Consider the following 13,924-nt stretch of genomic DNA (forward strand, 5'->3'; position numbering starts at 1 on the left):
ATTTCCCGCACCCTGGCGCTGACCGAAGAGCTGATCGCGCTGTCCTCGATCACCCCCGACGACAAGGGCTGCCAGCGGCGCCTGACCGAACTGCTGGAGCCGCTCGGTTTCGCCTGCGAGGCGATCACCTCGCACGGCGTCACCAACCTGTGGGCACGCCGCGGCACTCGCTCGCCGCTGTTCGTCTTCGCCGGCCACACCGACGTGGTGCCGACCGGCCCGCTTGAGCAGTGGCAGTCGCCGCCGTTCGCGCCGACCCACCGCGACGGCAAGCTGTACGGACGCGGCGCCGCCGACATGAAAACGTCGCTGGCGGCGATGGTGGTGGCGTGCGAAGAGTTCATCACCGCCCATCCCGATCATGGCGGCTCGATCGCCTTCCTGCTCACCAGCGACGAGGAAGGCCCGGCCCTTGATGGCACCGTCGTCGTCTGCCGCGTGCTCGAAGAACGCGGCGAGAAGATGGATTACTGCCTGGTCGGCGAGCCGACATCGGCCCACGTGCTCGGCGACATGATCAAGAACGGGCGCCGCGGTTCGCTGTCGGGGCACCTCGTCATCAAGGGCGTGCAGGGCCACATCGCCTACCCGCAGCTGGCGCGCAACCCGATCCACCAGGCCGCTCCCGCGCTGGCCCAACTGGCCGCCGAACGCTGGGACGACGGCAACGAGTACTACCTGCCGACGTCGTGGCAGATGTCGAACATCCATGCCGGCACCGGCGCCAACAACGTCATCCCTGGCGAACTGGCGATCGACTTCAACTTCCGCTTTGCCACCGCCAGCACGGCCGACGGCCTGCAGGCGCGCGTGCACGCCATCCTCGACCGCCACAAACTCGAGTACGAGCTGGCGTGGACGCTGTCCGGGCTGCCGTTCCTGACGCCGCACGGCGCCTTGTCCGGCGCGGTGGCCGCGGCCATCCTCGCCGAGACCGGCGTGCACACCGAATTGTCGACTACCGGCGGAACCTCGGACGGCCGCTTCATCGCGCGGATCTGCCCGCAAGTGATAGAATTCGGCCCTCCGAACGCCAGCATCCACAAGATCGATGAGCATATCGAGGTGCGCTTCGTCGATCCGCTCAAGAACATCTATCGCCGCACCCTGGAAAACCTGCTGGCGCAAGCTCGCCCAACCGAGAACTAGCCATGACCACTGCTCATTTCACCACCCCGCGCGACCTGCTGCGCTATGCCGTCACCCGTTTCAACACGGCCAAGCTGTTTTTCGGCCACGGCAGCGCCCTTGCGCTCGATGAAGCGGCCTACCTGATCCTGCACACGCTCAAGCTCCCGCTCGACAAGCTCGACCCCTTCCTCGACGCTAAACTGCTGCAGGAAGAAGTGCTGCAGGTGCTGGCGGTGATCGAGCGCCGCGCGGTCGAGCGCGTGCCGGCCGCCTACATCACCAACGAGGCCTGGCTCGGCACCTACGCGTTCTACGTCGACGAACGCGTGATCGTGCCGCGCTCGTTCATCGCCGAGCTCATTCCCGACCAGTTCAGCCCATGGGTGCAGGATCCGTACGCGGTCGAGAACATCCTCGAGCTGTGCACCGGGTCGGGCTGCCTGGCCATCATGATGGCCGACGCCTTCCCCGAAAGCGTGGTCGACGCGGTCGACATTTCGCCCGACGCGCTGGCCGTCGCCGAACACAATATCCGCGAATACAAGCTCGAAGGCCGCGTCAACCCGATCGCCTCCGACCTGTACGCCAATGTCCCGTTCAAGAAGTACGACCTGATCGTCACCAATCCGCCGTACGTCAATTCAGACTCGATGAGCAAGCTGCCGCAGGAGTACCTGCGCGAGCCGCAGATTGCCCTCGCCGGCGGCGCCGACGGCATGGACCTGGTGCGCAAGATCGTCGAAGGCGCTGCCGACTACCTGACGCCGGACGGCATCCTGATGGTCGAAATCGGCAACGAGCGCGAATACGCCGAAGCGGCATTCGGGCACCTGGGACTGACGTGGCTGACCACCAGCGCCGGCGACGACATGGTGTTCTTGCTCACCGCCGACCAGCTAAAAAAATAAGTAACAACACCGGGGACTCGGCGTCCCCGTCGGACCCCAGGCGCGCCACCCGCTTCACCGCATCACACTTAATAGATTGAATAGACCAGCATGATTCGTTTCCTGAACGTTAGCCTGATGCGCGGCACCAAGCCGCTGCTCGAAGGCGTCGACCTGACCCTCAACCCGGGCGACAAGATCGGCCTGATCGGCGCCAACGGCGCCGGCAAATCGAGCCTGTTCGGCATGCTGCGCGGCGAAATCCACGCCGACCAGGGCGAGATCGACTTCCCGGCAAAGTGGCGCATGGCTTACGTGGCGCAGGAAACGCCGCCGCTGGAGCGCTGCGCGCTCGACTACGCGATCGACGGCGACGTCAGCCTGCGCAAGCTCGAAGCGGAACTGGCGCGCCTCGAAACCGAACCTGAAACCCACGAGAACGGCATCGCCATCGGCGAAATCTACAGCGCGCTGGCCGACGCCGACGCCTACACGGTGCAGTCGCGCGGCGAACAGCTGCTGCTCGGCCTGGGCTTCTCGCTCGACCAGATGCAGCAGCCGATCGTCAGCTTCTCCGGCGGCTGGCGGATGCGCCTGAACCTGGCGCAGGCGCTGATGTGCCCTTCCGACCTGCTGCTGCTCGACGAGCCGACCAACCACCTGGACCTGGACGCGATCATCTGGCTGGAAGACTGGCTGAAGAAGTACGCCGGCACCCTGATCATCATTTCGCACGATCGCGATTTCCTCGACGAGATCGTCAACGTGGTGGTGCACATCGACGAGCGCAAGCTGAAACGCTACTCGGGCAACTACTCGAGCTTCGAACGCCAGCGCGCCGCGCAGATGATCCTCGCCGCCGGCGCAATGGCCAAGCAGGAGCGCCAGCGCGCCCACCTCGAGTCGTTCGTCAACCGCTTCAAGGCACAGGCCTCGAAGGCGCGCCAGGCGCAAAGCCGGATGAAGGCGCTGGCCAAGATGGAAGAGATGGCGCCACTGCGCGCCGCCGCCGAATTCTCGTTCGAATTCCGCGAGCCGCTATCGGCGCCAAACCCGCTGCTGGTGATGGAAGACGTCAACGCCGGCTACCATATCCTCGACGAACACGGCGACAAGGTCGGCGACAAGATCATTGTCCGCGACATCAAGTTCTCGCTGCAGATCGGCCAGCGCATTGGCCTGCTGGGCGTGAACGGCGCCGGCAAATCTACCTTGATCAAGACCATCGCCGGCGAACTCGAGCCGCTGACCGGCGACGCCACGCTCGGCAAGGGCCTGTCGATCGGCTACTTCGCCCAGCACCAGGTGGAGATGCTGCGCCACGACGAGTCGCCGCTGTGGCACTTGCAGAAGATCGCCCCGACCGTGCGCGAGCAGGAACTGCGCAACTTCCTCGGCGGCTTCAACTTCCCCGGCACCATGGTCACCAGCCCGATCCGTCCGTTCTCGGGCGGCGAGAAGGCACGCCTGGCGCTGTCGCTGATCGTCTGGCAGCGGCCCAACCTGCTGCTGCTCGATGAGCCGACCAACCACCTGGACCTGGAAACGCGCGAGGCGCTGACGATGGCGCTGGCACAGTTCGAAGGCACGCTCGTCGTCGTATCGCACGATCGCCACCTGCTGCGTGCGACGACCGACCAGTTCATCATCGTCGCCGACGGCAAGCTGCAGCCGTTCGACGGTGACCTCGACGACTACAAGGACTGGCTGTTCCAGACCAAGCTTGGCAAAGGGACCAGCGTGTTGCCGGCGGCGGGCAAGGACAACAAGACGGCCTTCCCGGTAGCTTCCGCGATCGCGCCGCCGACGGCAGCTCCGGCGGTCAATACGAAGGAACAGAAGCGCGTGGAGGCCGAGCAGCGCCAGAAAGTGGCCGCCCTGAAGAAGCCGATCGAGAACAAGATCAAGCGCCTCGAAGAGCAGATCTCCAAGCGCAACGCGCAGAAGGCCGAAGTCGACGCCAAGCTGCTCGAACCGGGCGCCTACGATGCTGCCAACAAGGCGAAGCTCAAGCTGCTGCTGGCCGACCAGGCCTTCTTCGGCAAGGACCTGGCACAGCTTGAAGCGGAGTGGCTGGAATTGCAGGAGCAGCTCGAAGGGCTGGCTGCGTAAGGAAGATCGGCGGCGCGTGGGCGGGATCGGTCCCCGCCCACGCGGCCAGGCAGGAGCGCGGAATCAGGCGGCCTGCTTGGCCCCTTCGACGTCGCGCTTGATCGACATCAGCTTGTCGATGTCGACCAAAATCAGGCGGCGCCCTTCGCATTCGCCCACCCCGATCAGGTAGTCGACGGCGACATCCTCGGTGCCGGGGATGGCGCGGATCTGGTCGTTGTGCAGGCTGACCACGTCGGTGACGCCATCGACCACCATTCCCATCATCGAATTCGACAGCTGCAAGATGATGACGTCGGTGCGCGGGTCGGCTACGCTCTGGCGCCCGCTCATCGCCACGCGCATGTCGACGATCGGCATGATCACCCCGCGCGACACCGCCACGCCGCTGATGATTTCGCCTTCGGACGCGAAGCGCTCGAGCGACTGCAGCATCCGCAACTCCTTGACCTTGCTGAAATCGAGCCCGTATTCGAGCCCGCCGAGCTGGAAGCTGAGGAACTCGGTCTTGCCCGAACAGCCAAGCTCGGTATCGGTGCTTTGCATGATGGTCCTTTCGTCTGCGCGGGGATACGGCTGGACAACGAATTCCTATCGTAATGGCGGAATCGATTGCCCCCGTTGACTAGAGTCAATATTTCCTATCGACATGATATGGTTGCAAGGCGGCAGGATAGCTTTACAATGGTCGCGCCAATAACGAGGGATGAATTCATGTATCGATGGTTGCAGCGATTGTTCTCCGGTCCGGCGCGGGCCGAGCCGTCAGACGCGCCTTCGCCGGCACTGCCCGCTGCGGCGCCGTCGGCGCCGGTGGCGGCGCCGCTGATCCGGCCGGCCGTGCCGTTCGACCAGCTCGACCAGGCCGGCCGCCTGTATTACCGCTGGCTGTTCGATACCGACAGTGAAACGGACCTCGACATCAATGCGCAGGAAAGCGGTGCGCTCGCTGCCCTCACCGCCATCATCGACTCGCAGCAGTCCGGCGCCGCGCTGGTGCGGCGCATGCCCGGCATGATTCCGCAGCTGCTGCAAAGCCTGCGCAGCGACAGCTTCTCCGGCGCCCGGCTGTCGCGCACGATCTCCAACGACGTGGTGCTGGTGGCGGCCGTCATCCGCCTTGCCAACAGCTCGCTGGCCGGCAGCGGCACGTCGATCTCCAGCGTCGAACACGCGGTCATGCTGATCGGCCAGGAAGGCCTGCGCCACCTCATTACCAGCGTCGCCTTCCGCCCGATCATCGACCTGAATTCGGGCCACTTCACGCGCACGCTGGCACCGCGCATCTGGGACCACTCGGAGCGCTGCGCGGTGGCCAACCGCGCGCTGGCCGAGTCGATGGGCATCGACCCGTTCGAAGCCTTCCTCGCCGGCCTGGTGCAAAACGTCGGGCTGATCGTCTCGCTGCGCATCATGGACCAGGCGACCAAGGGCGACAAGGGTCTCGGCTCGGAGATGTTCTGCGCGCAGCTGGTCAATAACGCGCGCCAACTTACCTGCAGCATCGGGCGCGAATGGCATTTCCCCGACAACGTCACAAAGGCGATCGCCGAGCAGGCCGGCATGAAGAAAGACGCCATCGTCTCGCCGCTCGGGCGTTTGCTGACGCTGACCGACTATCTCGGCAAGGTGCGCATGCTGGTCGAGAACGACCGCGCGTGGCCGAACGACCCGGCGCTGTTCGGCGGCCTGCCGCCGTTCGCCGCCGACGCCTACCGTTCGTTGCAGCCGATCGACGACGCGGCAGCGCGGTGACGGCGCAGGTCAACCCCGACGAGGTCGAACTGTCCGCGATCCGCGCGCAGGGCCCGGGCGGCCAGAACGTCAACAAGGTGTCGTGCGCGGTACACCTGCGCTTCGACATCGGCGCCTCGTCGCTGCCCGAGCATATCAAGGAGCGGCTGCTGGCGCTGTCGGATCAGCGTATTACGCAAAACGGCGTGGTGGTGATGAAGGCGCAGCAGTCGCGCAGCCTGGAACAGAACAAGGAAGAAGCGCTGCGGCGGCTGCAGGAACTGGTCGACAGCGTGGCGGTGCTGCCGGCCGTGCGGCGAGCTACCAAGCCGACCCGCAGCTCGCAGCGCAAGCGCCTTGATTCGAAAACGAAGAGCGGGCAGACCAAGGCGATGCGCGGCAAGGTGAGCCAGTAGCGGCGCGGCCGACCGCAACGGCGACCGCCTGACGTGCTGCGGTTTACGCCGCGACAGGCGCTAAGCCGGCCTGCTCGCTGATCCAGCTGACCGTGCCGGAACTGCCCGAAAAAATCATCTCACCGACCACGCCTCGCGCGCGCAGGCGCGCCTTGATGTCCTTTGGCGGCAGGTCGAAGGTGCTGCTGCCGTCCGGATTGAACGGCATCGTGCGCACCACCGTATCGCCCTGCACCGTGCCGACCGTCACCTGGCTGACGCCATCGCTCTGGCTGCGCTGCTGCAGCAGCTGCGCCAGCAGCGCCTGGCCGGCCTCGCGCTCCGTCTCGGCGCCCTTGACATCGAGCGAGACCTTGGCGATCGCCTTCAGCGCCGGCCCCACCGCCAGCGCCATTTTCTGGAACACCGGGACCTGCTCGGGCGTGAGCGTCAATTCCTTCTTGCGGATCTTCGAGGCGAGCATGACGTACTTGCGCACCTCCGGATCGCCCGTCATCGTTTCCATCTCGGCCTTGCGCTGCGCGGCCAGCGCGCCGAACTCCTCGACGCGCGCCGATATCAGCTTGAGCACTTCGTCGATCTGGCTGCTGTCGGGCAGCAGCGCGAACACCACCATCTCGCTTTGCTTGCGCGGGCTGGCACTGTCGATCGTCACGCAGCGCGCGGCGATGGCGCAGCCCTCGGCCTGCTTGATGGACACTTCATCGGCAATGATTTCGCAGTTGACGGCATGGTCGATTGTGACGCGGGTGCCGGAGATGATGCAATTCTCGGCGCGGTTCATCACCACTTCGCCGCAGCTGGACTGCACCACCGCGCCGGAAGCGATGCCCCTGACGGCGATGTCGCCGCGCGCGTTGTGCGCCGAGCCGCCCACCAGGTTGCGGTTCAGGAGCACCATGCCGCCGCGCGACACGATATTGCCGTACACATCGGCGTGGATGGTGATGCCCTCGCCTTCGATGACGCGCTTTTCCTGCACCTCGCCGAATTCTTCGTAGTCGCCCGTCAGCTGCAGGTTGCCGGTGGTGCGCGACGAAACGCCGTCGCGGCTGACGATCTTGTCGCCCACCGAAAGCTGCCCCGAATCTGGTTCGATGCTGAGAAAGCCGGCCTGCGCCGACACCAGGTATTCGCCGTCGGCGGTGTAATCGACCGCCGTGCCCGGACCTGCCATCGGCGCCAGATCAACGTCGGCGGGAACTGCCGGCTCGATCGGAAGACCGGACAGCTCGAAGCCGATGGCGCCGGCTGCGCGCGGCACTTTCTTGAGCAGCTTGACGCCACGCTTGATCTGCGGGAAGCGGTTCTGGAACGCCATCAGATCGAGCTTGCCGTTGGCCAGCTGGCGCGGCGCGTCGCTGCGGTGGATATCGTCCGACACCTCGACGATCTGGGCGTCGCGCCCGGCCATCGCGTCGAGCCGGCGTGCCACGGTCACCCGTTCGGCCTTGCCGCCGGCGATCGCGGCGTTCACCGCGCCGACATCGATACCGAAGCGGATGCCCTTTTGCCACATGTCGGCGATGAATTCGTCGACGTCGAGCGGGGTCGGCTCGGTGGTGGTGCCAGGGTTGCCCGGATCGGCCAGGTAAGCCGGCTCGAAATAGTATTCGGCGCTGCCGCCGACAATCTTGACCGCCTTGTACAACCCACGGCGCGCCGGATCGAACGGCGTCGCGTCGGTGGCGAAGCGCACCATCACCTCGCCACTGCCCGAGCGCGGCAATGCGGGGCCGCAGTCGTACAGCGCCTTGATCAGCAGCGCATAGTCGAGACCGGTAAAATAGAAATTGCCGCGCAAGACGTGATCGAACGCGGTGAGGAACAGCTTGCCCAGTGACAACGGGTCGGCGTAGATGCCGTCGCGCCGGCGGACAATGCATCGCTCCAGGCCAATTGCGTCAAGCCCGCAGATTGGCGCATCGAAAAAATTGGCAACAGATGAATCTATCGGCACAGCACACTCCATCAGGGCAGACTTGTTTTATTGGCCATTTTAATTCGCTATGAAAAGTTTTCACAGCGCAACAGCTTCGATTTGACCACTATACAACTTAGGCGCGTAAAAATGCCAACAAAGTGTATGTTTGGAGGAGTCGGACGGGGAAGGCGGCGGCGGCGGCAGGCGCCGCGCCGCTGAACTGCGGGAGCGGGAATCGCGTCTAGCGGCGCGGGGCGTTCGGATACAGGTCGTTGCCGGCCTCGTTGATCTGGCGGCGCAGCTCGCGCCGCTCGTCCGGCGTCAGGCGGCCACCGCGGCGGCCCTGGTCCTGATGCTGCGCGGCCTGGCGGCGTTGCTCTTCGGCGCGCGCCTCGGGCGCCTGGTCATACTGGCGCGGATCGACGCGCTGCTGCGGCGGCATGCGCTCGCCGCGCGGCTGATCGCGCGGCTGCACCTGCTGGGGAGGCGCCTGGCGGCGGCCGTCGTTGTCACGTTCCTGAGCGAACGCAGGGGCGCCGGCACAAGCGATGGCACCGCCAAGCACAACCGCGCGGACGAACGCCAACCGGCCGCAAAGACAAGCGCTTGCTGCTGCATGGGTAGTAGTGAGCGCGTTTTTCATAGTGTTCCTCTTCCGCGATGCCGTATAAACAGATAAGCTTATTTCGCTATGACCCCAGTGTATGGCCATTCGTTTCGGGGTATAAGACGAATTGGGTAAAGTTTGTAACAGCGTGTAATGAATCAGAAGCAACGCTGTTTGCACGGCGATAACACGTTACCATAGCGACATCAATATGACAAATCTGGCAGGCTTATGAACTCACAATTGACACCCGGTACAGGCAACAATACAACGCAGGCGGCTCCGGCTGGCCACTCGGCGAAGATTATGGTAGTGGACGACGACGTGCGCTTGCGCGATTTGCTGCGCCGCTATCTCACCGAACAAGGGTTCGCCGTGGTGACGGCCGAAAGCGCGCCGGCGATGAACAAGCTGTGGCTGCGCGAGCGCTACGACCTGCTGGTGCTCGACCTGATGCTGCCGGGCGAAGACGGCCTGTCGATCTGCCGCCGCCTACGCGGCGCCGGCGACCAGACGCCGATCATCATGCTCACGGCCAAAGGCGAGGACGTCGACCGCATCGTCGGGCTCGAGATGGGCGCCGACGACTATTTGCCGAAGCCGTTCAACCCGCGCGAGCTGGTGGCGCGCATCGGCGCGGTACTGCGCCGCAAAGGCCCGGACGAAATCCCCGGTGCGCCGTCGGAAACGCCGGCCTCGTTCGAATTCGGCCAGTTCGTGCTGGACCTGGCCACGCGCACGCTGAAGAAAAATGGCGAAACGGTGCCGCTGACGACCGGCGAATTTTCGGTGCTGAAGGTGTTTGCGCGCCACGCCCGCCAGCCGCTGTCGCGCGAGAAGCTGATGGAACTGGCGCGCGGGCGCGAATACGAAGTGTTCGACCGCAGCCTGGACGTGCAGATTTCGCGCCTGCGCAAGCTGATCGAACCGGATCCATCGAGCCCGCTGTACATCCAGACCGTCTGGGGCCTGGGCTACGTGTTCATCCCTGAAGGCCAGCCGCGCTAGTGCTAGCACGTACCGAAATGGCCGGCGCCGCGCGCCGTCTGAGCTGGTTCAAGAGCGGCCTGTTCTGGCGCACCTTCCTGCTGCTTGGGCTCCTGACGACACTGTCGATGGCTTCATGGATCGGCATGATCAACGCCGTCCAGCGCGGCCCACAGGTCAAGCAGACGGCCGAACTGGTGATCTCGGTGGTGACCCTGACGCGCGCCGCGCTGACCCACTCGGCGATCGACCTGCGCAAGGAACTGCTGTTCGACCTGGTCAGCAATGAAGGCATCCGCATCACCACGCTGACGGCCAACGACGTCGTCGAGCCGCCGCCGGACAATCCCCTGATGCCGGAAATTGAAGCGATGGTCAAGGAGAAGCTCGGCACCGACACGCGCTTTTCGAGTAGCGTCAACGGCGTTGCCGGCTTCTGGATCAGCTTCAAGATCGATGGCGACGAATACTGGCTCATGCTCGAGCGCGAACGGCTCGACAGCTTGAGCGGCGTCCAGTGGCTCGGCTGGGCAAGCCTGGTGGGCGTGCTGTCGCTGCTCGGCGCCGCGCTCATTTCCAGCCTGATCAACCTGCCGCTGGCGCGCCTGACTGCCGCCGCGCGCGCCATCGCGCAGGGCAAGCGCCCCGACCCGCTGCCGGAAAAGGGCGCGCAGGAGATCATTGAGGCGAACCGCAGCTTCAACCAGATGGTCGACGACCTGCAGCAGGTCGAATCGGACCGCGCGCTTATTTTGGCCGGCATCTCGCATGACTTGCGCACGCCGCTCACGCGCATGCAGCTCGAACTGGAGATGGCCAAGCTGTCGACCGAGGCGCGCGAAGGCCTGCAGTCCGACATCGCCCAGATGGATGCGATCATCGGCCAGTTCCTCGACTACGCCAAGCCGACCGAGGCGGCCAGTTTCATCGCCGTCGACATCAGCTACCTGCTGGCCGACGTCGCGCGCGCCGCCGAACGCATGCCCAACATGCGCGTGCGCAGCGACATCGAAGCAGGCGTGCACGTGCTCGGCAACGAGACCGACCTGCGCCGCGTATTCAACAACCTGGTCGAAAACGCCCGCCGCTACGGCGCCACGCCGGGCGGCGACATCACCGAGATCGACATCTCGTGCCGCGTGGTGGCCACCGGCGGCGTCAAGCGCGCGGTGATCTGCCTGCAGGACCACGGCGTCGGCGTGCCGCCCGAGCAGATCGAGCAGCTGCTCAAACCGTTCACGCGGATGGACACTGCGCGCGGCCAGGCCAATGGCGCAGGCCTGGGCCTGGCGATCGTCGAACGCGTGGTGGGCCGCCACGGCGCCATGCTCGCGCTGCGCAACCGCGACGGCGGCGGCCTGGAGGTCGAGCTGGCGATGCCGATGGTCGCATAGGGGTATACTTGGGGTCCACTCTGACACCGGGAACTCGATATGGTCGACATGGCGCAACTGCAGTTCAGCGAAATTGAAAAAGCCGCCGCGCGCATCAAGGGCGTGGCGCACCGCACACCCGTACTGACCTCGCGCACCGCCGACGACATGGCGCGCGCGCAGCTGTTCTTCAAGTGCGAGAACTTCCAGCGCAGTGGCGCGTTCAAGTTCCGCGGCGCCTACAACGCGCTGTCGAAGTTCAGCGACGAGCAGCGCCGCGCCGGCGTCGTCACTTTCTCCTCCGGTAACCACGCGCAGGCGATCGCGCTGTCGGCCAGCCTGCTGGGGATGGCGTCGGCGATCATCATGCCGCACGACGCGCCGACGCTGAAGGTGGCCGCCACCAAGGGCTACGGCGCCGAAGTGATCGTCTACGACCGCTACAAGGAAGACCGCGAAGCGATCGGCCGGCGCATGGCGCAGGAGCGCGGCATGACCCTGATTCCGCCGTATGACCACCCTGACGTCATCTGCGGCCAGGGCACCGCCACCATGGAACTGATTGAGGACGCCGGCCAGCTCGACGTGCTGCTGGTGTGCGTCGGCGGCGGCGGGCTACTGGCCGGCTCCGCGCTGGCGGCGTCGGCGCTGAGCCCGCAGTGCCGCATCATCGGCGTCGAGCCCGAAGCCGGCAACGACGCCCAGCAGTCGCTGCGCGGCGGCGCGGTGGTGCACATCGCCGTGCCCGACACGATCGCCGACGGCGCCATGGTCACCCACATCGGCGAGCACAATTTCGAAGTGATCCGGCGCGACGTCGACGACATCGTCACCGTCAGCGACGCCCAGTTGGTGGCGACGATGAAGTTTTTTGCCGAGCGCATGAAGATGATCGTCGAGCCAACCGGGTGCCTCGGCGCCGCCGCGGCGCTGCACGCCGTGGTGCCGCTCGAGGGCAAGCGGGTCGGCATCCTGATCAGCGGCGGCAACGTCGACCTGGCCCGCTTCGCGCGCCTGGTGGCATGAAGCTGGTTCAGTCGGCCGAACTGCCGGTCCCGGCCGGGCACTACTCGCAGGCGGTGGAAGCGAACGGGCTGGTGTTCGTCTCCGGCATCCTGCCATCGGCGGGCGCGGTCGACGCACTGGTCGACGGCTTCGACGCACAGTGCGCATCGGTATTCGACCAGGCCGAAAAAGTGCTGCGCGCGGCCGGCTGCGGTGTTTGCGACGTCGTCCAATGCACCGCCTACCTGGTGGGCGTCGAGCACTGGCCGGCGTTTAACGTGCTGTATGCCGGCGTCTTCGGCCCGCACAAGCCGGCGCGCGCCGTGGTGCCGGTGCCGGCGCTGCACTTCGGCTACCTGATCGAAGTGCAGCTGATCGCTCGCAAGCCCGCCGCCTGAGCGCCGCCGCCCCCACCAGCGGGGTCAGTGCCGGCAACCGAACACGAGCTCATCGCTATTGAGCCCATGAACGGATGGGTCCGTGTGCGTTTGCCGGCACTGACCCCGCTTTGAGGTGGGCAAAGGTGACAGTCACAACAAACACCTGCGCGGTCCAAACAACTGCGGGGTCAGTGCCGGCAAACGGACACGGGTTCGGCGCTGCAGCCCCGCCCCCTTGCATCCGACACACTGCCCCTTCTGTTGTGATATTAAAAAGCGTGACAAATTGACTAAGGCCGACTATGTTGTTGGCTCTTTGAAATGTTTATCAACGCTATCGCAACGGGAGCCGCGATGTCTGTCATCTACACCCTTCTCACCATGCTGGGCGCACTGGCATTGCTGGTGCTGGCGTTCGACCGCCTGGCGCCCACCACTGCCGCCAGGCTGGGTATTGCGCTGGAGCGACGCCGCGCCGGTCTGCGCGTTCGCACCTTTCAGTCGGGCAGCGCCAACATGCCCTACCTCGAAGGCGGCAGCGGTGACACCATTGTGCTGGTGCATGGCTTTGGCGGCGACAAGGACAATTTCACCCGCGCCGCGCGCTTCCTGACCGGCTCATGGCGCGTGCTGATCCCGGACTTGCCGGGCTTCGGCGAAGCGAGCCGCGAGCCCGGCGCTGGCTACACTATCGCCGACCAGGTCGAGCACCTGCGCCTGTTCCTTCAGTCGATCGGCGAGGCGCCGGTCCATTTGGGCGGCAACTCGATGGGCGGCTTCATCGCCGCCGAGTTCGCGGCGCGCTATCCAGACAAGGTCGCCAGCCTGTGGCTGCTGGACGCGGCCGGCACCGCCGCTGCGTTCGAGAACGAGGTGTTCCGCCACTACCACCATTGCGGCGACATGCCGCTGCTGCTGCGCTCGCCCAAGGACATCAAGCGGATGCTTCGGGCCTGCACGTTCCGGCCGCTGCTGGTACCGCACAGCGTCAAGCTGCACTTGGGCAAGCGCGGCGCCGCCGATTACGCCCTGCACGCCGACATCCTGCGCCAGGTGCACCTGTCGCCGCTGCTCGAGCACCAGTTCAGTGCCATCGCCGCGCCGGCGCTGATCGTGTGGGGCGAGCAGGACGCAGTGCTCAATTCTGCCGGTGCCGCCGCGCTGCATGCCATTTTTCCGGCCAGCGAAGTGGTGATGATGCCCGGCGTCGGACACCTGCCGATGCTCGAGTCGCCGCGCCGCTGCGCCGAGCGCTACCTCGCTTTCCTCATGCATTTAAAGCACCGCGCTGTAGCAAACACAACTGTTACAGCTTGAGCTTCAGCAGCGCGCGCGGGGTCACGCGCGTGGTCAGTGTCGGCAATCGAA

13 protein-coding genes are annotated in these 13,924 nt (G+C 65.4%); 10 read left to right on the top strand and 3 right to left on the bottom strand.

The window, feature by feature from the left end; translation table 11 throughout:
• The 3 genes from dapE to CR105_RS14190 all read left to right on the top strand — a co-directional run bounded on the left by dapE (position 1) and on the right by CR105_RS14190 (position 4,130).
• Positions 1–1,149: a succinyl-diaminopimelate desuccinylase gene (dapE, locus tag CR105_RS14180; protein WP_180288208.1), complete on the top strand. Its 1,149-nt coding sequence runs from the start codon at positions 1–3 to the stop codon at positions 1,147–1,149.
• Positions 1,150–1,151: 2 nt separating this feature from the next.
• Positions 1,152–2,039 (top strand): 50S ribosomal protein L3 N(5)-glutamine methyltransferase, encoded by an 888-nt coding sequence (gene prmB, locus CR105_RS14185; RefSeq protein ID WP_099789117.1) that lies wholly within the window; start codon positions 1,152–1,154, stop codon positions 2,037–2,039.
• A gap of 90 nt (positions 2,040–2,129) precedes the next feature.
• Entirely contained in the window at positions 2,130–4,130 is a 2,001-nt protein-coding gene (locus CR105_RS14190) for an ATP-binding cassette domain-containing protein (protein WP_099789118.1), read from the top strand.
• Positions 4,131–4,193: 63 nt separating this feature from the next.
• Here CR105_RS14190 and CR105_RS14195 read toward each other — a convergent pair whose 3' ends face one another.
• Entirely contained in the window at positions 4,194–4,676 is a 483-nt protein-coding gene (locus tag CR105_RS14195; RefSeq protein WP_099789119.1) for a chemotaxis protein CheW, read from the bottom strand.
• A 168-nt stretch (positions 4,677–4,844) separates the two neighbouring features.
• Here CR105_RS14195 and CR105_RS14200 point away from each other — a divergent pair, with 168 nt between their 5' ends.
• A complete protein-coding gene (locus CR105_RS14200) occupies positions 4,845–5,885 on the top strand; it encodes an HDOD domain-containing protein (RefSeq protein ID WP_099789120.1) in 1,041 nt (346 codons plus the stop codon).
• A complete protein-coding gene (gene arfB, locus CR105_RS14205) occupies positions 5,882–6,280 on the top strand; it encodes an alternative ribosome rescue aminoacyl-tRNA hydrolase ArfB (protein ID WP_099789121.1) in 399 nt (132 codons plus the stop codon). The genes CR105_RS14200 and arfB overlap by 4 nt, the downstream gene beginning before the upstream one ends.
• Before the next feature lie 43 nt (positions 6,281–6,323).
• Here the strand turns inward: arfB and CR105_RS14210 are convergent, their stop codons facing one another.
• Both CR105_RS14210 and CR105_RS14215 read right to left on the bottom strand, forming a co-directional pair.
• Complete coding sequence (locus CR105_RS14210) at positions 6,324–8,240, bottom strand: flagellar assembly protein A (RefSeq protein WP_099789122.1); 1,917 nt, start codon at positions 8,238–8,240, stop codon at positions 6,324–6,326.
• A gap of 205 nt (positions 8,241–8,445) precedes the next feature.
• Positions 8,446–8,847, bottom strand: a complete 402-nt coding sequence (locus CR105_RS14215) for a hypothetical protein (RefSeq protein WP_131021722.1) — start codon at positions 8,845–8,847, stop codon at positions 8,446–8,448.
• Between the two features lie 270 nt (positions 8,848–9,117).
• Here CR105_RS14215 and ompR point away from each other — a divergent pair, with 270 nt between their 5' ends.
• From ompR to CR105_RS14240, 5 genes are all read left to right on the top strand, one after another.
• Positions 9,118–9,819, top strand: a complete 702-nt coding sequence (gene ompR, locus CR105_RS14220) for an osmolarity response regulator transcription factor OmpR (protein WP_229413943.1) — start codon at positions 9,118–9,120, stop codon at positions 9,817–9,819.
• Between the two features lie 17 nt (positions 9,820–9,836).
• Positions 9,837–11,192: a sensor histidine kinase family protein gene (locus CR105_RS14225; protein ID WP_099789125.1), complete on the top strand. Its 1,356-nt coding sequence runs from the start codon at positions 9,837–9,839 to the stop codon at positions 11,190–11,192.
• A 48-nt stretch (positions 11,193–11,240) separates the two neighbouring features.
• On the top strand, positions 11,241–12,197 hold the full coding sequence (locus CR105_RS14230; RefSeq protein WP_099789455.1) for a threo-3-hydroxy-L-aspartate ammonia-lyase: 957 nt from the start codon (positions 11,241–11,243) through the stop codon (positions 12,195–12,197).
• Complete coding sequence (locus CR105_RS14235) at positions 12,194–12,574, top strand: RidA family protein (protein ID WP_099789126.1); 381 nt, start codon at positions 12,194–12,196, stop codon at positions 12,572–12,574. Before CR105_RS14230 ends, CR105_RS14235 begins: the two co-directional genes overlap by 4 nt.
• Before the next feature lie 336 nt (positions 12,575–12,910).
• Positions 12,911–13,873 (top strand): alpha/beta fold hydrolase, encoded by a 963-nt coding sequence (locus CR105_RS14240; RefSeq protein WP_180288198.1) that lies wholly within the window; start codon positions 12,911–12,913, stop codon positions 13,871–13,873.
• The last annotated feature ends 51 nt before the right edge of the window (positions 13,874–13,924 follow it).

This window comes from Massilia eurypsychrophila (assembly GCF_002760655.1).
GTDB lineage: Bacteria > Pseudomonadota > Gammaproteobacteria > Burkholderiales > Burkholderiaceae_D > JAFCUW01.

Bases quoted from the DNA above. Each gene is read 5' to 3' on its own strand.
- prmB (WP_099789117.1), top strand. From the start codon at position 1,152: ATGACCACTGCTCATTTCACCACCCCGCGCGACCTGCTGCGCTATGCC.
- CR105_RS14200 (WP_099789120.1), top strand. From the start codon at position 4,845: ATGTATCGATGGTTGCAGCGATTGTTCTCCGGTCCGGCGCGGGCCGAG.
- CR105_RS14215 (WP_131021722.1), bottom strand. From the start codon at position 8,847: ATGAAAAACGCGCTCACTACTACCCATGCAGCAGCAAGCGCTTGTCTT.
- CR105_RS14195 (WP_099789119.1), bottom strand. From the start codon at position 4,676: ATGCAAAGCACCGATACCGAGCTTGGCTGTTCGGGCAAGACCGAGTTC.
- ompR (WP_229413943.1), top strand. From the start codon at position 9,118: ATGGTAGTGGACGACGACGTGCGCTTGCGCGATTTGCTGCGCCGCTAT.
- CR105_RS14225 (WP_099789125.1), top strand. From the start codon at position 9,837: ATGGCCGGCGCCGCGCGCCGTCTGAGCTGGTTCAAGAGCGGCCTGTTC.
- CR105_RS14230 (WP_099789455.1), top strand. From the start codon at position 11,241: ATGGCGCAACTGCAGTTCAGCGAAATTGAAAAAGCCGCCGCGCGCATC.
- CR105_RS14240 (WP_180288198.1), top strand. From the start codon at position 12,911: ATGTCTGTCATCTACACCCTTCTCACCATGCTGGGCGCACTGGCATTG.
- CR105_RS14235 (WP_099789126.1), top strand. From the start codon at position 12,194: ATGAAGCTGGTTCAGTCGGCCGAACTGCCGGTCCCGGCCGGGCACTAC.
- CR105_RS14190 (WP_099789118.1), top strand. From the start codon at position 2,130: ATGATTCGTTTCCTGAACGTTAGCCTGATGCGCGGCACCAAGCCGCTG.